At 71.0% G+C, this 18,468-nt stretch carries 18 protein-coding genes and 1 pseudogene; 11 read left to right on the top strand and 8 right to left on the bottom strand.

The genetic code is table 11. The features are described from left to right. Positions 1-9: 9 nt before the first annotated feature. Positions 10-732: pseudogene (locus BN6_RS03875) on the top strand (metallophosphoesterase); the annotation flags it as partial. Positions 733-734: 2 nt separating this feature from the next. Here the strand turns inward: BN6_RS03875 and BN6_RS03870 are convergent. Then, positions 735-998 (bottom strand): hypothetical protein, encoded by a 264-nt coding sequence (locus tag BN6_RS03870; protein WP_041315996.1) that lies wholly within the window; start codon positions 996-998, stop codon positions 735-737. Between the two features lie 29 nt (positions 999-1,027). Then, a complete protein-coding gene (gene mca, locus BN6_RS03865) occupies positions 1,028-1,909 on the bottom strand; it encodes a mycothiol conjugate amidase Mca (protein ID WP_015098227.1) in 882 nt (293 codons plus the stop codon). A gap of 110 nt (positions 1,910-2,019) precedes the next feature. On the opposite strand from mca, the gene BN6_RS03860 reads away from it, so the two are divergent. Next, the gene (locus tag BN6_RS03860; protein ID WP_015098226.1) at positions 2,020-2,430 is read left to right on the top strand and encodes a DUF4307 domain-containing protein; all 411 of its coding nucleotides are present in this window, start codon (positions 2,020-2,022) and stop codon (positions 2,428-2,430) included. 183 nt (positions 2,431-2,613) lie between these two features. Then, on the top strand, positions 2,614-3,111 hold the full coding sequence (greA, locus tag BN6_RS03855) for a transcription elongation factor GreA (RefSeq protein ID WP_085983579.1): 498 nt from the start codon (positions 2,614-2,616) through the stop codon (positions 3,109-3,111). A gap of 77 nt (positions 3,112-3,188) precedes the next feature. On the opposite strand, the gene BN6_RS03850 is transcribed toward greA, so the two are convergent. Continuing rightward, positions 3,189-3,683: an Lrp/AsnC family transcriptional regulator gene (locus BN6_RS03850; protein WP_015098224.1), complete on the bottom strand. Its 495-nt coding sequence runs from the start codon at positions 3,681-3,683 to the stop codon at positions 3,189-3,191. Between the two features lie 74 nt (positions 3,684-3,757). Between BN6_RS03850 and hppD the strand changes: the two genes are divergently transcribed. From hppD to BN6_RS03835, 3 genes are all read left to right on the top strand, one after another. Continuing rightward, positions 3,758-4,939: a 4-hydroxyphenylpyruvate dioxygenase gene (gene hppD, locus BN6_RS03845; protein ID WP_015098223.1), complete on the top strand. Its 1,182-nt coding sequence runs from the start codon at positions 3,758-3,760 to the stop codon at positions 4,937-4,939. Positions 4,940-5,084: 145 nt separating this feature from the next. Next, a complete protein-coding gene (locus tag BN6_RS03840) occupies positions 5,085-5,321 on the top strand; it encodes a hypothetical protein (RefSeq protein WP_015098222.1) in 237 nt (78 codons plus the stop codon). Between the two features lie 40 nt (positions 5,322-5,361). Next, positions 5,362-5,631 (top strand): DUF2277 domain-containing protein, encoded by a 270-nt coding sequence (locus BN6_RS03835; protein WP_015098221.1) that lies wholly within the window; start codon positions 5,362-5,364, stop codon positions 5,629-5,631. Positions 5,632-5,766: 135 nt separating this feature from the next. Here the strand turns inward: BN6_RS03835 and BN6_RS03830 are convergent, their stop codons facing one another. The 3 genes from BN6_RS03830 to BN6_RS03820 form a co-directional block, all read right to left on the bottom strand. Continuing rightward, entirely contained in the window at positions 5,767-6,924 is a 1,158-nt protein-coding gene (locus tag BN6_RS03830) for a cystathionine gamma-synthase (protein ID WP_015098220.1), read from the bottom strand. Between the two features lie 111 nt (positions 6,925-7,035). Continuing rightward, positions 7,036-8,139, bottom strand: a complete 1,104-nt coding sequence (locus BN6_RS03825) for an RDD family protein (protein WP_015098219.1) — start codon at positions 8,137-8,139, stop codon at positions 7,036-7,038. A 105-nt stretch (positions 8,140-8,244) separates the two neighbouring features. Then, positions 8,245-9,615: a cystathionine beta-synthase gene (locus BN6_RS03820; protein WP_041311843.1), complete on the bottom strand. Its 1,371-nt coding sequence runs from the start codon at positions 9,613-9,615 to the stop codon at positions 8,245-8,247. Between the two features lie 126 nt (positions 9,616-9,741). Here BN6_RS03820 and BN6_RS03815 point away from each other — a divergent pair, with 126 nt between their 5' ends. Both BN6_RS03815 and BN6_RS03810 read left to right on the top strand, forming a co-directional pair. Then, a complete protein-coding gene (locus BN6_RS03815) occupies positions 9,742-10,533 on the top strand; it encodes an SGNH/GDSL hydrolase family protein (protein ID WP_015098217.1) in 792 nt (263 codons plus the stop codon). Positions 10,534-10,596: 63 nt separating this feature from the next. Next, complete coding sequence (locus BN6_RS03810; protein ID WP_015098216.1) at positions 10,597-11,817, top strand: acetyl-CoA C-acetyltransferase; 1,221 nt, start codon at positions 10,597-10,599, stop codon at positions 11,815-11,817. 705 nt (positions 11,818-12,522) lie between these two features. Here the strand turns inward: BN6_RS03810 and BN6_RS03805 are convergent. Beyond that, positions 12,523-13,323 (bottom strand): Bax inhibitor-1/YccA family protein, encoded by an 801-nt coding sequence (locus tag BN6_RS03805; RefSeq protein WP_015098214.1) that lies wholly within the window; start codon positions 13,321-13,323, stop codon positions 12,523-12,525. A 461-nt stretch (positions 13,324-13,784) separates the two neighbouring features. Between BN6_RS03805 and BN6_RS03800 the strand changes: the two genes are divergently transcribed. From BN6_RS03800 to BN6_RS03790, 3 genes are read left to right on the top strand one after another with little or no spacing between them, the layout of a single operon-like run. Continuing rightward, complete coding sequence (locus tag BN6_RS03800) at positions 13,785-15,188, top strand: MSCRAMM family protein (protein ID WP_015098213.1); 1,404 nt, start codon at positions 13,785-13,787, stop codon at positions 15,186-15,188. A gap of 36 nt (positions 15,189-15,224) precedes the next feature. After that, complete coding sequence (locus tag BN6_RS03795; protein WP_015098212.1) at positions 15,225-15,932, top strand: class F sortase; 708 nt, start codon at positions 15,225-15,227, stop codon at positions 15,930-15,932. 37 nt (positions 15,933-15,969) lie between these two features. After that, the gene (locus BN6_RS03790; protein WP_015098211.1) at positions 15,970-17,124 is read left to right on the top strand and encodes a polysaccharide deacetylase family protein; all 1,155 of its coding nucleotides are present in this window, start codon (positions 15,970-15,972) and stop codon (positions 17,122-17,124) included. A 145-nt stretch (positions 17,125-17,269) separates the two neighbouring features. Here BN6_RS03790 and BN6_RS03785 read toward each other — a convergent pair whose 3' ends face one another. Further along, complete coding sequence (locus BN6_RS03785; protein ID WP_015098210.1) at positions 17,270-18,289, bottom strand: PQQ-dependent sugar dehydrogenase; 1,020 nt, start codon at positions 18,287-18,289, stop codon at positions 17,270-17,272. Positions 18,290-18,468 lie beyond the last annotated feature (179 nt).

Here is an 18,468-nt window from a genome sequence, read left to right as displayed (position 1 = left end):
CGGGAACCGCACGACCTGCGCCGGCTGACCGGGCCGTTCGACGCGATCGGCGACGTGCACGGCTGCCACACCGAACTGGCGGACCTGCTGCGCGAACTGGGCTACGAGGTGCGGCCGGACGGCGCGCACCACCCGGAGGGCCGCACCGCGCTGTTCCTCGGCGACCTGGTCGACCGGGGTCCGGACACCCCGGGCGTGTTGCGACTGGTGATGGGCATGGTGCGGGCCGGCACCGCGTACTCGGTGCGCGGCAACCACGAGGACAAGCTGGTCCGCGCGCTCAAGGGCCGGGACGTGAAGGCCAACCACGGCCTGGAGCGGTCGTTGGCGCAGCTGGCCGACGAGACCCCGGGGTTCCGCCGGGAGGTGCTGGAGTTCTGCGACGCCCTGGTGCCGCACTACGTCCTGGACGGCGGCCGGCTGGTCATCGCGCACGCGGGCCTGCCCGAGCGCTTCCACGGCGTGGAATCGGCCCGGACGCGCAGCCTGGCGCTGTGGGGCGTGAGCACCGGCGAGGTGGACGAGCGCGGCTTCCCGGTCCGCCACCCGTGGGCGGAGGAGTACCACGGCGCGGCGACCGTCCTCTATGGACACACGCCGGTGGAGGAGCCCCGCTGGGTGAACGGGACCCTCTGCCTGGACACCGGCTGCGCGTTCGGCGGCCGGCTCACCGCGCTGCGCTACCCGGAGCGCGAGCTGGTCTCGGTGCCCGCCCGCCGCACCTGGTACGAGCGCTAGCCCCGGTCGGCCGGCTTGTCGGCGGGCTCGTCCCCCGGTTCGCCGGGGCCCTTCTCGGCCGTCACCGCGGCGGGCTCGGCCGGCGGGTCGAACGAGGCCGGCAGCTTCTTCAAGTGCTTGTTCATGGACTTGACCAGGAAGAACACCGCGATGAAGAACAGCACCAGGATCATCAGCCCGAGCGGGGAGGACTTGCCGAAGTCCTCCTGCTGCCCGCCGGGGTCCTTGTCCTTGGTGGTCGAGGGCTGCACCAGCACCATCGCCGTCGTCTGGTCCCAGGGGACCGGGTTCACGCCGTCACCTTCTCCCTCACGCCCGCGAACAGGTCGTCCTCGGGCAACGTGCTGTCGACCAGCGAGCGCGCCAGTTCGTACTCCTCCGTCGGCCACACCGAGCGCTGGACCTCCAGCGGCACGGCGAACCAGCGGCTGGTCGGGTCGATCTGCGTGGCGTGGGCCTTGAGGGCCTCGTCACGCTGCGGGAAGTAGTCGGCGCACTCCACCCTCGTGGTGACGCGCTCGATCACGTCCGGCTTGTCGGAGCCCCAGCCCGCGAGCCACTCCGCGTACGGCGACTCCTGGCCGGCGGCGGTCAGCGCCTCGTGGAAGGCCAGCAGCTTGGCGCGGGAGAACCCGTGCGAGTAGTACAGCTTCAGCGGCTGCCACGGCTCGCCGGCCTCCGGGTACCGCTCGGGGTCGCCGGCCGCGTCGAACGCCGCCACGGACACCTCGTGGCACCGGATGTGGTCCGGGTGCGGGTAGCCGCCGTTCTCGTCGTAGGTGACGATCACGTGCGGGCGGAACTCGCGGATCACCTCGACCAGCGGCGGCACGGACTCCTCCAGCGGCACGAGCGCGAAGCAGCCCTCGGGCAGCGGCGGCAGCGGGTCGCCCTCGGGCAGGCCCGAGTCGACGAAGCCCAGCCACCGGTGCGAGACCCCGAGGATCTCGGCGGCCCGCGCCATCTCCCCGCGCCGGATCCCGGCCATGTCGGCGAGCACCTCGGGGCGGTCCATGGCGGGGTTGAGCACGCTGCCCGCCTCACCCCCGGTGCAGGTCACGACCATCACCTCGTGGCCCTCGGCCACGTAGCGCGCCATCGTCGCGGCACCCTTGCTCGACTCGTCGTCGGGGTGCGCGTGAACCGCCATCAGGCGCAGCGTCTCAACCATGACGGTGGTGCTCCTCCTTGGCCCTGCCGGACAGAGCCCCCACGGCCCCTGCGACACTCAACGTGGTTTTCGATGGACATTGTTCCCCACGGGCAGGAAGGCGTCGGCAAGTGGCACTGCCCGAGGGTCGGTACGGCTCCCCGCGTCGCACCCTGCCGAAGTGGGCCAGGTGGTCACTGCCCGTGGTCGCCGTGCTGGTCGGGGCGGTCGTCGCGTGGGTCGGGTTCAAGAACCTGGGCACCAAGCCGGTCGAGGCCAAGCAGACCGCGTTCGAGATCCTGGACGGGCGGTCCGTGGAGGTCACCTTCGAGGTGGTCCGCGAGACGCCGGAGCAGCCCGTCGTGTGCGTCGTGCGGGCCCGGTCCGACGACGGCGACGAGGCCGGCCGGCGCGAGGTGCTCGTTCCCCCCGGCCCTTCCACCGCTTATGCGACGACGGTTGTCCGGACGTCGAAAGAACCGACCACCGGAGAGGTGTTCGGTTGCTCCTACCAGGTCCCGGCTTACCTGTCCACGAGGTAGCGGCCAAGCGGGTGATCTGCGGGTTTGCCGTCCCGTTCGGGAACAAAACGCCGTAGCTGAACGTTGTGGACGTGTTACTCTGGCCTTTCAGCACGGCCCCGGCGTGGGCCGTGTTTTTCCGTTCCGGGTGCGTGCGTCCGGGAACTACCAGCCCACCGCGTGGGCCTGGAGCAAGACGAGGAGTTGGTGACCGTGAGCGACACTGAGGTGACCTGGCTGACCCAGGAGGCCTACGACCGGCTCAAGGGAGAGCTGGACGAGATGATCGAGAATCGCCCGGTCATTGCTGCGGAGATCAACGCGCGCCGCGAAGAGGGCGACCTCCGCGAGAACGGGGGCTACCACGCGGCCCGCGAGGAGCAGGGCAAGCAGGAAGCCCGGATCCGCCAGCTCCAGGAGCTGCTGCGGGTCGCCAAGGTCGGCGAGGCGCCCACCGTCGCCGGTGTGGCCGCCCCCGGCATGGTGCTCACCGTCCGTTACGAAGGCGACGACGAGACCGAGGAGTTCCTGCTCGCGACCCGGGAAGAGGGCGCGCACGGCGCGCTGGAGGTCTACTCCCCCTCCTCCCCGCTGGGCAAGGCCCTCAACGGCGCCAAGGACGGCGAGACCCGCGAGTACGAACTGCCCAACGGCAGCGTCCAGAAGGTGACGCTCATCAAGGCCGTGCCCTACGCGGGCTAGCCCACCGACCCAGCGAGGGGCGGCCACCGACGCGAGGTGGCCGCCCTTCCGCTGTGTCGACCTTCACGTCCCGGCCCTCACCGGATGCGCTCCAGCAGCGGGCGCACCCGCGGCGGCACCGGCGTCGACAGCGCGATGGACGTCGAGAGCCGCTGCACGCCCGGCACGTCGACGATCGAGTCGATCACCTGCTGGAGGTCGGCGTTGGACCGCGCCACCACCCGGACGAACAGGTCGCCCTGCCCGGTGGTCGCGTGCACCTCGCACACCTCGTTGATCGCCGCGAGCCCGTCGGACACCTCCTGCCGCCGCCCCTGCGCGATCTCCAGCACGGCGAACGCGGTCAGCCCGTAGCCCATCGCGGCCAGGTCCAGCGCGGGCGGGAACCCGGTGAGCACGCCCCGGGCCACCAGCCGGTCCAGCCGCGCCTGCACCGTCCCGCGCGCCACGCCCAGCCGGCGCGAGCACTCCAGCACGCCGAGCCGGGGTTCGTCGGTGAGCAGCAGGAGCAGTCGGGCGTCCAACCCGTCCACGGCCTGGTCAGAGTGTTCAGCTTGTCCGTCAAAGACCATGAAACACTGTACAACTTGACCAGTGGAAAACCAGACTGTTGCTCATCCTGCCCACTCGACACATGCTGTGAGCCATGACGCAGCAGCTTGACGACGTGAGCTACGACCAGCTCCGCCAACTCGTGGGTCTGGTCGACTACGACGGGACGCGGGACCCGTTCCCCGTCCGCTCCATGGACGCCGTGGTCTTCGTGGTCGGCAACGCGACCCAGACCGCGTGGTTCTACCAGGTCGCCTTCGGGATGCAGCTCGTCGCGTACGCCGGGCCGGAGACCGGGCAGCGGGGCCACAAGTCCTTCGTGCTCAAGTCCGGGTCGGCGCGGTTCGTGATCAACGGCGGCGTCGCCCCCGACAGCCCGCTGCTCGACCACCACCGCAAGCACGGCGACGGCGTGGTGGACCTCTCACTGGAGGTCGCCGACGTCGACAAGTGCGTCGAGCACGCCCGCGCCCAGGGCGCCACCGTGCTCGAAGAGCCGCACGACGTCGAGGACGAGCACGGCGTCGTGCGCCGGGCCGCGATCGCCACCTACGGCGAGACCCGCCACAGCCTGGTCGACCGGTCCCGCTACACGGGCCCCTACCTCCCCGGCTACGAGGCCCGGGAGAGCACCGTCGTCCGCCCCGAGGGCGCGCCGAAGCGGTTGTTCCAGGCGGTCGACCACTGCGTGGGCAACGTCGAGCTCGGCAAGATGGACTACTGGGTCGAGTGGTACAACCGCGTCATGGGCTTCGTGAACATGGCGGAGTTCATCGGCGACGACATCGCCACCGACTACTCGGCGCTGATGAGCAAGGTGGTGTCCAACGGCAACCACCGGGTGAAGTTCCCGCTCAACGAGCCCGCGGTCGCCAAGCGCAAGTCGCAGATCGACGAGTACCTGGAGTTCTACGAGGGTGCCGGCGTGCAGCACATCGCGCTCGCCACCAACGACATCGTCACCACGCTGACCGCCATGCGCGCGGCCGGCGTCGAGTTCCTGGAGACCCCGGACTCGTACTACGACGACCCCGAGCTCCGGGCCCGCATCGGCGAGGTGCGGGTGCCGATCGAGGTGCTCAAGCAGCACAAGATCCTGGTCGACCGCGACGAGGACGGGTACCTGCTGCAGATCTTCACCAAGCCGATCGGCGACCGGCCGACGGTCTTCTACGAGCTCATCGAGCGCCACGGCTCGCTGGGCTTCGGCAAGGGCAACTTCAAGGCCCTGTTCGAGGCGATCGAGCGCGAGCAGGAGCGTCGGGGCAACCTCTGACGCGGTGCCGACGAGGGCCGGTCCGGTACCCCGGGCCGGCCCTCCTCCTTTTTCCGAACCCGGACGATGTCGCTCACCGGACCCGGTGCTACCGGTACGCTCGGTCCGGGGGACATTTCACGCAGCACTCACCCGGGGAGGTGGCATGGCGCTCGCACGACGGGTCACCACGGTGTTCCCGCTCGTCGCAGCGGTGGCCACGGCCGTGGCGCTGACCGGCGCGGCCTTCTTCACCGTGGCGCACGCGGACGACTGCGCCGACACGGGCCGGTTCGTCCAGCACACCGACGGCTCGTTCGAGCTGGTCGGCGGCTGCGTCGACGGCAAGGACCTGCCCGCCGTGCCGAAGCTGGACAACGTCCGCTACGCCGTGCAGCCCTGACCAGGCCGCACGCCCGCCCGACATCGGCGATAGTGGACCCATGTGCCGAAACATCCGGGTGCTCCACAACTTCGAACCGCCCGCCACCGAGGACGAGGTCCACGCGGCGGCGGTCCAGTACGTGCGCAAGGTGAGCGGGTCGACCAACCCGTCCGCGGCCAACCAGGAGGCGTTCGACGCCGCCGTGGAAGCGGTCGCCGAGGCCACCCGAACCCTGCTGGAAGCCCTGGTCACCAAGGCCCCGCCGCGCGACCGCGAGGTGGAGGCCGCCAAGGCCAAGGAACGCTCCGCCGCCCGCTTCGGCCGCTGACCCACCCGGCCCCCGCACACCCGCTGACCCGCCCGGCCCCCGCACACCCGCCAGGGCCCAGGGCCCGCTCGCCCTGCCGGACCCCACAGCCCGGCAGAGCGAGCGACCGAACAGCCGCAGCCGCAGCCTCCGCCGTCAGACCGAGTCGAGGGCCTGCACCAGATCCGCCACCAGGTCGTCCCCGGACTCGATCCCGACCGAGATCCGGATCAGGTCGGCCGGCACCTCCAGCAGCGAACCGGCCGTGCTGGCGTGGGTCATCTTCCCGGGGTGCTCGATCAGCGACTCGACGCCGCCCAACGACTCGGCCAGCGTGAACAGCCGGGTGCGCGAGCAGACCCGCAGGGCCGCTTCCTCGCCGCCCGCCACGGTGAACGAGACCATCCCGCCGAACCGGCGCATCTGCTTGGCCGCGACCTCGTGGCCGGGGTGCTCGGGCAGGCCGGGGTAGATCACCGACTGCACCCGCGGGTGCCGCTGGAGCGCCTCGGCGACCAGCTCGGCGTTGTCCGAGTGCTTCTCCATGCGCAGTTCGAGGGTCTTGATGCCGCGCAGGGTCAGCCACGCGTCGAACGGGCCGGGCACCGCGCCCGCGCCGTTCTGCAGGAAGCCGAACGCCGCGTCCAGCTCGTCGTCCGAGGTGACCAGCGCGCCGCCGATGACGTCGGAGTGGCCGCCCACGTACTTGGTGGTCGAGTGCAGCACCACGTCCGCGCCGAGCGCGAGCGGGCTCTGCAGGTACGGCGAGGCGAAGGTGTTGTCCACCACGAGCCGCGCGCCGGCGGAGTGCGCGACCTGGGCGAGCAGGGCGATGTCGGCGATGTTCAACAGCGGGTTGGTCGGGGTCTCGATCCAGACGACCTTGGTGTTCGGGCGGATCGCCGCGCGCACCGCGTCCACGTCGGACAGCGCGACCGGCGTGTGCTCCACGCCCCAGAGGCCGAACACCTTGTCGATCAGGCGGAACGTGCCGCCGTACGCGTCGTTCGGGATCACCACGTGGTCGCCGGGACGGCACAGGGCGCGCAGGGCGGCGTCGGTCGCGCCCATGCCCGAGGCGAACGCGCGGGCGTGCCGGCCGCCTTCGAGGGCCGCCAGGCACTCCTCCAGCGCGGTCCGGGTGGGGTTGCCGGTGCGCGAGTACTCGAAGCCGCCGCGCAGCCCGCCGACGCCGTCCTGGGCGTAGGTCGAGGTGGCGTGGATGGGCACGATGACCGAGCCCGTCGTGGGGTCCGGGTCCTGTCCGGCGTGGATGGCCCTGGTCGCGAAACCGTAGTGGCCGGTGTCCGTCATGGACTCAGCCTAAGGGAGCAGTGCCGGCCGCCGCCCGCGGTGTCGGCCCGGACGAGAACGGCCGGTCGAGGGGTCTCGACCGGCCGGCTCACCACGAACTCCACCCGCTCGTCACCACTGGGGCGGCTGCTGCTGGCCGTACGGGTTCTGCTGCTGGGGCTGACCGTACGGGTTGGCCTGCGGCGCGCCGTAGCCCTGCTGCGGCTGGCCGTACGGGTTGGGCTGCTGACCGGGGTAGCCGCCGGGCATCCCGCCGCCGCCGGGCATCCCGGTGTCCGGCGCGTTGACCACGATCGTGCCGAGGATCTTGTCCGCCCAGGTCTGCTTCTTGACCTCCCACAGCGGCGCGAACCAGCCCGCGTAGCAGGGCAGCGAGTCGACGAAGTGGCAGAGGTGCCGGACGAACGCGTTGCCGAAGCCGATCGGCTGCCCGGTCTCCTCCTTGATCAGCTTGATCTTCGCGATCTTCTTGCCGTAGGACTGGCCCGTCGTGCCCGCCAGGTACCACGAGTTGTAGATGAGCCAGCCGAGCAGCGCCAGGTAGCCCACGCCGCTGAGCAGCAGCGCGATCGTCGGCTCGCCGACGATCGCGCCGACGCCGACCAGGAGGCCGACCACGACACCAGGCGCCACGTAGTCGACCAGGGCGCCCATCGCCCGCGTGCCCCACTCGGCGTACCCGCCGGCGGGCGCGGCGAACGCGGGCTGGCCGTAGGCCGGCTGCCCGCCCCACGCCTGCTGCTGGGGCTGCTGCTGCGCGTACGGGTTGGCCTGCGGCTGGCCGTACGGGTTCTGCTGCTGGGCGTACGGGTTGGCCTGCGGCGCGCCGTAGGCCGGCGGCTGCTGGGGCTGCCCGTACTGCTGCGGCTGGCCGTACGCCTGCTGCTGCCCGTACGCGGGCGGCTGCTGGGCCGGGAACCCACCGGAGGCCGGCTGGGCCGGGAACCCGCCCGACGCCGACGGCGGCTGCTGCTGGCCGTAGGGCTGCTGGGTCGCACCCGGCGGCACGACCTGCGTCGCGTCCGGGTTGCCGCCCTGCTGCTGACCTGCGGAGGGCACGACCTGGGTCGCCTCCGGGGGCGGGAACGCGGGGCTGGAGCCACCGCTCGGCACGACCTGGGTCGCGTCGGCGTTCGGGGGCTGGGCGCCCTGCCCCTGCTCCTGCTGGTATTGGCCGCCGAATTGCTGGTTCTCGGGCGGCTGCGGAGCGTTCATCGGAGTGTCCAACCCCCTTGGCGTGGGCCGTAGGCGTATGAGTCGGGGGCCAACGCTAGCGGATAAGACCACGTCCGCCACGGGCAACCGGCCAATGCGTCGTGATCAGCGTCCGGCGAGGAAACCCAGGATGTCCTGCCGGGTAACCACGCCCGCCGGCTTGCCGTCGTCGAGCACGAGGGCCCCGTCCGCGGCCGACAGCGCCTGCATCGCGGCGCTGATCGACTCGCCGGAACCGATGGTCGGGAGCTTGAACGACATGTGCGCCTCGAGCCGGTCGGTGAGCTGCGCCTTGCCGGTGAACAGGGCGTCGAGCAGGTCCCGCTCGTTGACCGCGCCGGCCACCTCGGCCGCCATCACCGGCGGCTCGGCGTTGACCACCGGCATCTGCGACACGGCGTACTCGCGCATGATCGCCACCGCCTCGGCCACCGTCTCGTTCGGGTGCCCGTGCACCAGGTCCGGCATGGTGCCGTCCTTGCGCCGCAGCACGTCGCCGACCGTCGCGCCGGAGGTGTCGGGCGACAGGAAGCCGTACTGGGCCATCCACTTGTCGTTGAACACGCTCGACAGGTAGCCGCGCCCGCCGTCGGGCAGCAGGACCACGACCACGTCGTCGGGCCCGCACTTCTCCGCGACCCGCAGCGCCGCCGCGACCGCCATCCCGCACGAGCCGCCGACCAGCAGGCCCTCCTCGCGGGCCAGCCGGCGGGTGAGGTCGAACGAGTCCTTGTCCGACACCGGCACGATCTCGTCGCAGACGGTCCGGTCGTAGGCCGCCGGCCAGAAGTCCTCGCCGACGCCCTCGACCAGGTAGGGCCGACCCGAGCCGCCGGAGTACACCGAGCCCTCCGGGTCCGCGCCGATCACCCGCACCGCGCCCGAGGACACCTCCTTGAGGTAGCGCCCGGTGCCGGAGATCGTGCCCCCGGTGCCGACGCCCGCCACGAAGTGGGTGATCCGGCCCTCGGTCTGCCGCCACAGCTCCGGGCCCGTGCCGTGGTAGTGGCTGGCCGGGTTCTCCGGGTTCGAGTACTGGTTGGGCTTCCACGCGCCGGGGATCTCGGCGACCAGCCGGTCGGAGACGTTGTAGTAGGAGTCGGGGTGCTCGGGCGCGACGGCCGTCGGGCACACCACCACCTCGGCGCCGTAGGCCTTGAGCACGTTGCGCTTGTCCACGCTGACCTTGTCCGGGCAGACGAACACGCACTTGTAGCCCTTGCGCTGGGCCACCAGCGCCAAGCCGACGCCGGTGTTGCCCGAGGTGGGCTCCACGATCGTCCCGCCCGGCTTGAGCTCGCCGGAGCGCTCGGCGGCCTCGACCATCCGCAGCGCGATCCGGTCCTTCACGCTGCCACCCGGGTTGAGGTACTCGACCTTGGCCAGGACGAGCGGCCGGAGCCCCTCGGCAACCGCGTTCAGCTTGACCAGCGGCGTGTTGCCGACCAGGTCGACGACGCTCTCGACGTACTCCACCGAAGGTCCCTTCCCACCGTGCGAGATGACGGACCGAGCGTACTTGCTGCGGCGCCCGGCCCGCGCGACTCGCGGACGGGCGCGGCCCGCGCGTCCTGGTGGCCGATCCGCCCTAGGGTGACCGGGGTGAAGTGGTGGCGGCTCATCGCGGCGGCGGGCCTCGCGGCGGGCGGACTGACCGGCGTGGCGTACGCCCTGTTCACGACGCAGTCCAGGCGGGCGCGGGTGATCATCGGCGTGCCCGACGCGCCCCCGTTGCGCGCCGACGGCGTCTACGGCGACCACCCGGGCCGGCCCATCAGGTTCGCCGTGCTGGGCGACTCGATGGCCGCCGGGCTGGGCGTGGACACCCCCGAGGAACTGCCCGGCGTCCTGCTGGCGCGGGCACTCGCCGAGGAGACCGCGACCCCGATCCGCCTGGAGACCTACGCCATCAGCGGATCGACGACCGACGACCTGCCTTCTCAGGTCGACCGCGTGGTCACCGACCCGCCGGACGTGGCGCTGGTGATCATCGGCGCGAACGACGTGACCACCCGCACCCCGATCCCGAGGTCGGCGGCCACCCTGGGCACCCAGACGGCCAGGCTGCGCGACGCGGGCATCGGCGTGGTCGTCGGGACGTGCCCCGACCTGGGAGCCATCCGCCCCATCGGGCAGCCGCTGCGCGCGGTCGCCAGTGAGTACAGCCACCGGCTCGCCAGGGCCCAGCGCCAAGCGGTCCTCGACGCCGGCGGCGTCCCGGTCGCGCTCGGCGACCTCCTGGCCGCCGAGTTCACCACCCGGAGCCGGGACTACTTCAGCCGCGACCAGTTCCACCCCAGCGCCGCCGGCTACGAGGCCGCGACGTCGATCCTGCTGGCCCCGCTGTACGAAGCGGTGCTCACCCACCACGACGACCTGCGTCACGAGTGGTAGCCGGGCTGAACAGGCGTTAACTAGGCTCAAGGCAACGTTGCGGCGAAACAAAGGAGTTCCGTAATGCCTGAGGCCGTCATCGTCTCCGCAGCAAGGTCGCCCATCGGACGCGCGGGCAAGGGCTCGCTCAAGGACGTCCGGGCCGACGACCTGACCGTGCAGGTGCTCAAGGCGGCGCTGGCGAAGGTGCCGCAGCTCGACCCGCACGACATCGACGACCTGATGCTCGGCTGCGGCCTGCCGGGCGGCGAACAGGGCTTCAACCTGGGCCGCGTGGTGTCCGTGCTGGCGGGCCACGACACCCTGCCCGGCACCACCGTGACCAGGTACTGCGCGTCCAGCGTGCAGACCACCCGGATGGCGCTGCACGCGATCAAGGCGGGCGAGGGCGACGTCTTCATCAGCGCCGGCGTCGAGACCGTGTCCAGCTTCGCGCGCGGCAGCTCCGACAGCTGGCCCAACACCCACAACCCGGTCTTCGCCGACGCCGAGGCCCGCACGAAGGCCACCGCCGAGCAGGGCGCGACCGGCTGGACCGACCCCCGCACGACCGGCGACGTCCCGGACGTCTACATCGCCATGGGCCAGACGGCGGAGAACCTGGCCCTCGCGAAGGGCGTGACCCGCGAGGACATGGACCACTTCGGCGTCCGGTCGCAGAACCTGGCGGAGAAGGCCATCGCGAACGGCTTCTGGGCCCGCGAGATCACCCCGGTGACCCTCCCGGACGGCACCGTCGTGTCGACCGACGACGGCCCCCGCCCCGGCGTGACCTACGAGGGCGTGTCCGGCCTCAAGCCCGTGTTCCGCCCCGACGGCAGGATCACCGCCGGTAACTGCTGCCCATTGAACGACGGCGCGGCGGCCCTGGTGGTCATGAGCGACACCAAGGCGAAGGAACTCGGCATCACCCCGCTGGCCCGCGTCGTGTCGACCGGCGTGTCCGCGCTGTCGCCGGAGATCATGGGCCTGGGCCCGGTCGAGGCGTCGAAGCGCGCCCTGGCCCTCGCCGGCCTGTCGATCGGCGACATCGACCTGGTCGAGATCAACGAGGCGTTCGCCGCGCAGGTCATCCCGTCGTACCGCGACCTGGGCATCGACCTGGACCGGCTGAACGTGAACGGCGGCGCGATCGCCGTCGGCCACCCGTTCGGCATGACCGGTGCGCGGATCACCACGACCCTGATCAACTCGCTGCAGTTCCACGACAAGCAGTTCGGCCTGGAGACCATGTGCGTCGGCGGCGGCCAGGGCATGGCGATGGTGATCGAGCGGTTGAGCTGACACGCGTCACAACGAGCCCGAGCCGACGTCCCTACCTATGAGTAGTGGAGGTCGACACCAGATGCCGTACGTGTGGTGGCACAGCGGGTACGACTCGCTGTGCCACGCATTCCCGTCAACCCAGCCGTCAGAGGCGTACTTCGAGGCCGCGTGCACGCACTCGGTCCCCCCGGAACACCTGTTGCGAGAACCCAACGGCCCGTTGTGCGTGCCCTGCCTGATCAAGGTCGGCTCGGAACTGCCGAAGGAAGACCCGACAACAGCGGGAAACACATGGCGGGACTGAAGCGAACAACCGCCCCACCGCGTCGTGTCATCCCCGTGTGGCCCGCGCGCCAGCGAACCGCGCTTGAGCAGGTAGTGCAAGCACGCCCTTCGCTTGCACTACCTGCTCAAGGGTGGTTGTCTCCGACCGGGCCATACGGGGATGACACGACGCCCACCGCACTGCCCGTCATCCTTGGCGGCTCGCCCGTCCGGCGAGGACTCTTTTCGCTTTGCTTCCTTCAGCGCTTCCCCCCTGACGCGGCTCGGCTCGACACCCGGCGCGGCGCGGCTCGGCACGGCCGGCACTCAACCGATCCACAGATCCGCGCGTCACCTACACGGCCCGGCGCGCCACCCGCCACAACCGGCGCGCCACGACACACGAAAGAGGGCGCCCGGCACAAGCCGGACGCCCTCCGTGCAACCAGACCCCGCAGGTCAGTCGCGCTGCAGGTAGGACAGCAGGCGCAGGATCTCCAGGTACAGCCACACCAGCGTGGTCATCAGGCCGAACGCGGCCCACCAGGCCCACTTGGCCGGCACGCCCGAGCGGATCATCTCGTTGGCGGCCTCGAAGTCCAGCAGGAAGTTGAACGCCGCGATACCGATCACCACGAGGCTGAACACGATGGCGAGCGTCCCGCCGTCGCGCAGGCCCACGTTCACGCCGAACAGGCCGAGCACCAGGTTGCCGAGCATCAGCACGGCGGCACCGACGGTCGCGCCGATGATCCACTTCGTCAGGCGCGGCGTGACGCGGATCGCACCCGTCTTGTAGACGATCAGCATGGCGATGAACACGCCGAACGTGCCGAGGATGGCCTGCCAGGCGATGCCCTTGAACATGCCCTCGAACACACCGGTGATCGCACCGAGGAACACGCCCTCGGCCGCCGCGTAGATCAGCACCAGCGGCGCGCTCGGGGTGCGCTTGAAGATGATGATCAGCGACACGACCAGGCCGATGATCAGACCCGGCAGCATCAACGTCAGCGGCTTGGCCTGGCCGGAGAGCACCAGCCACGCCGAGATGAAACCGGTGGCCAGGGTCGTGGCCAGGGTGATCGCGGTCTTGGTGACCACGTCGTCGATGGTGATGGGGCGCTCGCCGGTGGTCGGCGGCGCACTCTGGTAGCCGCCGTACTGCTGCGCCTCGTACGGCTGGCCGAAGCCCGCGTAGCTCCCGGAACCGCCGCTGGTCGGCAGGTTGCGGAACGCGGGGTTGCTGGTGGTACGCACCTCGTCCTCCTGTGGCGTTTTGACGCCGTCACGGGGTTCAACGACCACACGAGTCGATCGGTTCCCGTCGGGTAAAACTGACTTTACTCGGGCTGTCGATCTCGAATCCACACCCCACGCTGCGGAGCGTAGTCGGAAAGCCCACCCCGCTGGAGGCTTGTCCACAGCGGAGCCCACCCGTAAGGCTGCCCCAGGCAACTCTTCCCGGGGACCCGCAACACTCCCCACCGCTCGCCCACGCACTCCCGAGACACTCGACACCGCACCCCCGAGACACTCGCCACAGCTCTACCGAGACACTCACCACAGCTCCACCGCAAGCTCGCCCACAGCTCCACCGCAAAGCTCGACCACAGCTCCACCGCAAGCTCGCGACAGCTCTTCCGCAAGCTCGCGACAGCTCTTCCGCAAGCTCTTCCGCCGCTCTTCCCGGACATGCCCGAGGGGTCAGGTTCATAACTATGGGGTGGAGACGACTCGCCGGCGCGGTGCTCGCCGCCGGTGTGGCCCTGCTCGCCGTTCCCGCTACATCCGACGCCCAGGTCCAGGAGGGCATCGGCTACACCACACCCGCCCAGGGGTACCGGGGCAAACCCGGCACCACCGACTGGCTCGGGTCCTACATCTGGCAGGGCAAGCACGTCTGGTGCGTCGAGTACTCGCTGCTCGCGCCCGACAGCACGGAGGAGTACAAGCCCGGCGACGAACTCCGCACGAAGGCGGGCGAGGCACTCGCCCCGGACGTCGCCGCGAACATCTCCTACCTCCTGCTCCGCTACACGACCAACCCGTCCGTGGACGAGGCCGCCGCCCTGGCGCACCTCCTGCACTCGTGGACGGCGTACCCGCACGGCAAGATCTCGCTCGACCCGAACAACGACTTCCGCCACATCGCCTACAACGAGCAGTTCCACTTCGACGCGCTGCCCGCGCCCGCCAGAGACTCGGTGACCAGGCTCCGCGCCGACGCCGAGGCGAACCGCGGCCCGTGGACGGCGAAGGTGATCGCGCCCGAGAAGGAGCAGCTGATCGGCTCCCCGGGCGACTGGGCGGTGAACATCGCCAAGGCCGACGGCAAGTTCGTCGCCGACGTGCCGGTGACCGTCGAGCTCGACCAGGCCACCCTCGAAGACGGCAAGACGACCGTCGAGCTGCGGACGCCGGCCGACGGCAAGGCGCTCAACGTCAAGGTCATCCCGACCGGGGTGAAGCCGACGTTCAAGGTCAAGCTGGACAGCCCGGCGGACAAGCCCGTCGTGCACGTCCCCAGCAGCACCGACACGCAGCGGATCGTCACGACCGGCGGCGAGAAGAAGCTGGCGGCCGAGGCGTCGGGCACCGCCCGCACCCAGCCGGGCATCGTGAAGGTCGGCAAGACCGACGCGGAGACCGGCAAGGCGATCTCCGGCGTGGCGCTGCGGGTCACCGGCCCGGACGGCGTCAAGCCCGCCCTCAAGCAGGACGACTCGCCGCTGACCGGCCCGGACGGCAAGCCGATCGTGCTCCAGACCGGCGAGGACGGCACGGTCGCCGTGCCGGACCTGCGGACACCGCAGGAGATCTGCGTCGTCGAGGTCGCCGCGCCGAAGGGCTACGAGGAGAACTTCGACCCGAACGCGCCGCCCAAGGCGTGCGGCAAGGTCGAGCCTGCGCAAACGCTTGCGCTGGCGATCGCCAACAAACCCAACAAACCCATCGTCCCGATCACCATCCCGGCCGGTTCCGACGGCTCGGGCGTGGTGGCCACCGCGTCGTTCACCACCGAGTTCGACACCGGCGCGCTGGTCGGGTTCGGCGGCCTGACGCTGCTCAGCGCGGCCTTCATCGGCTTCTTCGTCCGCCGCAGGGCGGCCGCCCGCCCATGACCGAGGCTGTGCACCCATGACCGAGGCAGTGCGTCCGTGATCCGAGCGGACATCAGATCGATCACGACCGGCGCGGTGGTGGCGGGACTCCTCGTCGCCGCCGCGCTGGTGTTCTCCCCGGGCACCGAGGTCGTCCGGGGTGCGCCCCGGCCCGGTGACGCGGTGGTGCCGTTCCCGCTCGGCGACAGCATGAGGTCCGGGCGCGGCACCGACCTGGCCGGGATGCCGGCGGGCGGCAACCCGCCCTCCAGCCCGACAGCGCCCACGACGGAGCAGCCCCCACCGCCGCCGCCGCCGGCCGTGCAGGCCCCCGGCACGGTGAAGCTGCCCCAGGGCGGCATCGCCACCCTGGTCCGCAAGGAGGTCACCGCGGACGGCGTGCTGCCCGTCCCGGAGGGCGTCGGCGAGGCGACCTGGTGGGGCGTGGACCTCGGCGCGGCCGAGGGCGCGACGGTGCTCGCCGGGCACGTCAACTGGAAGGGCATGACCGGCCCGTTCGACGAGCTGTGGCGCTCCGCCGCCGGTCAGGAGGTGACCGTGGTCGACACCGCGGGCAAGACCTTCCGCTTCAAGATCAGCCAGGTCGTCACGGTGCGGAAGGACGAACTGCCCCAGCGGGCCGTCGAGCTGTTCGGTCCGCGCGGCGAGCACCGGCTGACGCTGGTCACCTGCGGTGGCCGGTGGGTCGGCGGCGACACCGGGTACGAGGAGAACCAGGTCGTCGTGGCCACGCCCGTCGCGTAGAGGCAACCGGCGGACACGCTGGGTCGTCTTCCCCTGTGTGAAGCGCAGGCGTCTGATCACCACCGGTATCGCGCTGGCCCTCGTCCTGGCGGTGTTGGCCGTCCAGGGCGCCCAGGAGCCCCGCCCCACCGAGGAGGTCGGCGAACTGGCCGCGCCGCTGCCGATAGCGCCGCGCGTGCCGTCCAGCGCGAACGCCCCCACGCCCACGTTGCCACCGCCGGCGACCGCGCCGAAGTGGATGAAGCGGATGCAGCCCGGTGAGAAGCCGCCGCAGTTCGTGCTGTTCTCGTTCGACGGGGCGGCGTCCAAGGAGCACTGGGACCGGGTGCTGCCGATCTCGCGGCGGACCGGCGCGCACGTGACCGGCCTGCTCTCCGGCGTCTACCTGGTCCCGGACGCCGACAAGGCGACCTACGCCGGTCCCGGGCACCGCGCCGGGTACTCGGCGATCCAGTTCGGCGGCACCCGCCAGGACGTCGCGAACCGGATCGCCTACCTGAACGAGGCGCTGGCCGCCGGGCACGAGATCGGCACCCACTACAACGGCCACTTCTGCCAGGGCGACGACCCGGGCGTGGGCCGCTGGACCACCGCCGACTGGGACCGCGAGCTGGACCAGTTCTTCGCGATCCTGGACAAGGCCCGCGCGCAGGGGTTCACCCTCGACCCGGCGGCCGTGCGCGGCGGCCGGACGCCGTGCCTGGAAGGCGACTGGGGGCAGGCGTTCCCGTCCATGCGGGGGCACGGCCTGGCCTACGACACCAGTCACGTGAGCCTGGGCGTGACCTGGCCGACGGTGCAGGGCGGCATGTGGGAGTTCCCGCTGCCCGAGGTGCGGGTGCCCGCGCTGGGGCGGCAGGTCGTGATGATGGACTACAACCTCTGGTACGCCTTGAACGGCGCGAAGGACGAGCCCGGACCGCCCGGCGAGTACGCCCGGATCGTGCTGGACACCTACCGCTCGGTCTACCAGGCCGCCCTCAACGGCAACCGCGCCCCGCTGGTGGTGGGCAACCACTTCAACGAGTGGGCCGGGGGCGCCTTCAGCGAGGCGGTGGAGAAGTTCATGGAGGAGGTGTGCGTGCGCGAGGAGACCGTGTGCGCCACCTACACCGAGGTCATCCAGTGGATGCAACTACAGGACCCCGTCGTCCTCGAACAGTTCCGCCGAATGCCCGCCGCACTCAACTGACTGTTCGTCCCTCGCACTACGCACGGCCCCGAACGGGCCGGGTGCCCGCGACCGCCGCCGCGGACACCCGGCCAGACTCGACTTCCACACCGACAGCCGTTGCCCAGCCGTCGGCACTCAGCCGTCGGCACTCAGCCGTCGGCACTCAGCCGTCGGTGCTCAGCAGCCGGTCGTCGGTGGTGGCCGGGGTGCCCCGACCGTCCCTGTTCGAGGTGCCCAGCCACAGCGTCCCGTCCGGGGCCGCCGCCGCCGACCGGACCCGGCCGTAGCCGGTGAACACCGCTTCCGGCGTGCCCAGTTCGGTCCCGTTGACCGGGATCTTCCAGACCCGCCGACCGGTCACGCTCGCGACGTACAGGGCGTTCTTGTACAGCGCGATGCCGGAAGGTCCGGCGGAACTGGTCGGCCACGACTTCACCGGGTTCACGAACCTGGTGTCGTTGCACGGCCCTTCGCACGTCGGCCAGCCGTAGTTCTTGCCCAGCTGGATCCAGTTCAGCTCGTCGGTCCGGTTGTTGCCGAACTCCGTCGCGTACGCCCGGTCGCCGGCCCACGTGATGCCCTGCGGGTTGCGGTGGCCGTAGGAGTACACCCGGTTGTTGAACGGGTTGCCCGGCGCGGGCGCGCCGGTCGTGGTGAAGCGCAGGACCTTGCCCGCGAGCGAGGCCGTGTTCTGCGCGTTGGCGGTGTTGCCCGCGTCGCCCGTGGTCGCCCACAGGTGGCCGTCCGGGCCGAACTCCAGGCCACCGCCGTTGTGGAACCGGTTCTTCGGGATGCCGGTCACGATCGGCTCCGGCGCCCCGCCGCCGATCTTGAGGCGGGAGACCCGGTTGTCACTGGCGGCCGTGTAGTAGATGTAGACGGTGTTGTCGTTGGCGAAGGTCGGCGACACCGCGATGCCCATCAGGCCGCCTTCGCCTCCGGGCACTGCTTCGTTCACGGTGTGCAGGGTCGTCACCGTGGTTCCGGTGATCTTCTTGATCTTCTTCGTGTCGCGTTCGGTGTAGATGCCGCTGCCGTCGGGCAGGAAACCGATGTCCCACGGGACTGCCTGACCGGTGGCGAGCGTTCGCACCGCGAGTTGCGCCGGGCCGGCCTGGGCGGGCGCGACGACGGTCGCGCCCAGTGTCGCCAGGGCCAGGACCACGCCTAGACGAGCGCGCATGTGCTGCCTCCATGTCCGCACTGTCACGGCGGCGGAACGGCGGTCCCCACGACTCAACCACGCCCGCACAAATCGGGCAACATTCATCGGAGGACAGACCACTACTCGATTAGGCAACCCTCCTTACGTTCTAGCGGATCCACCCCCGAACGCTCTACCGTGGGGACTCCGCCGCCGAC

It is taken from the genome of Saccharothrix espanaensis DSM 44229, from assembly GCF_000328705.1.
Classification (GTDB): Bacteria; Actinomycetota; Actinomycetes; order Mycobacteriales; family Pseudonocardiaceae; genus Actinosynnema; species Actinosynnema espanaense.
Note: the sequence above shows the minus strand (reverse complement) of the source record. Positions and strands in the feature narration are given on the sequence as shown.

Bases quoted from the DNA above. Each gene is read 5' to 3' on its own strand.
- BN6_RS03800 (WP_015098213.1), top strand. From the start codon at position 13,785: ATGGGGTGGAGACGACTCGCCGGCGCGGTGCTCGCCGCCGGTGTGGCC.
- hppD (WP_015098223.1), top strand. From the start codon at position 3,758: ATGACGCAGCAGCTTGACGACGTGAGCTACGACCAGCTCCGCCAACTC.
- BN6_RS03850 (WP_015098224.1), bottom strand. From the start codon at position 3,683: ATGGTCTTTGACGGACAAGCTGAACACTCTGACCAGGCCGTGGACGGG.
- BN6_RS03785 (WP_015098210.1), bottom strand. From the start codon at position 18,289: ATGCGCGCTCGTCTAGGCGTGGTCCTGGCCCTGGCGACACTGGGCGCG.
- mca (WP_015098227.1), bottom strand. From the start codon at position 1,909: ATGGTTGAGACGCTGCGCCTGATGGCGGTTCACGCGCACCCCGACGAC.
- BN6_RS03870 (WP_041315996.1), bottom strand. From the start codon at position 998: ATGGTGCTGGTGCAGCCCTCGACCACCAAGGACAAGGACCCCGGCGGG.
- BN6_RS03825 (WP_015098219.1), bottom strand. From the start codon at position 8,139: ATGAACGCTCCGCAGCCGCCCGAGAACCAGCAATTCGGCGGCCAATAC.
- BN6_RS03835 (WP_015098221.1), top strand. From the start codon at position 5,362: ATGTGCCGAAACATCCGGGTGCTCCACAACTTCGAACCGCCCGCCACC.
- BN6_RS03810 (WP_015098216.1), top strand. From the start codon at position 10,597: ATGCCTGAGGCCGTCATCGTCTCCGCAGCAAGGTCGCCCATCGGACGC.
- BN6_RS03840 (WP_015098222.1), top strand. From the start codon at position 5,085: ATGGCGCTCGCACGACGGGTCACCACGGTGTTCCCGCTCGTCGCAGCG.
- BN6_RS03830 (WP_015098220.1), bottom strand. From the start codon at position 6,924: ATGACGGACACCGGCCACTACGGTTTCGCGACCAGGGCCATCCACGCC.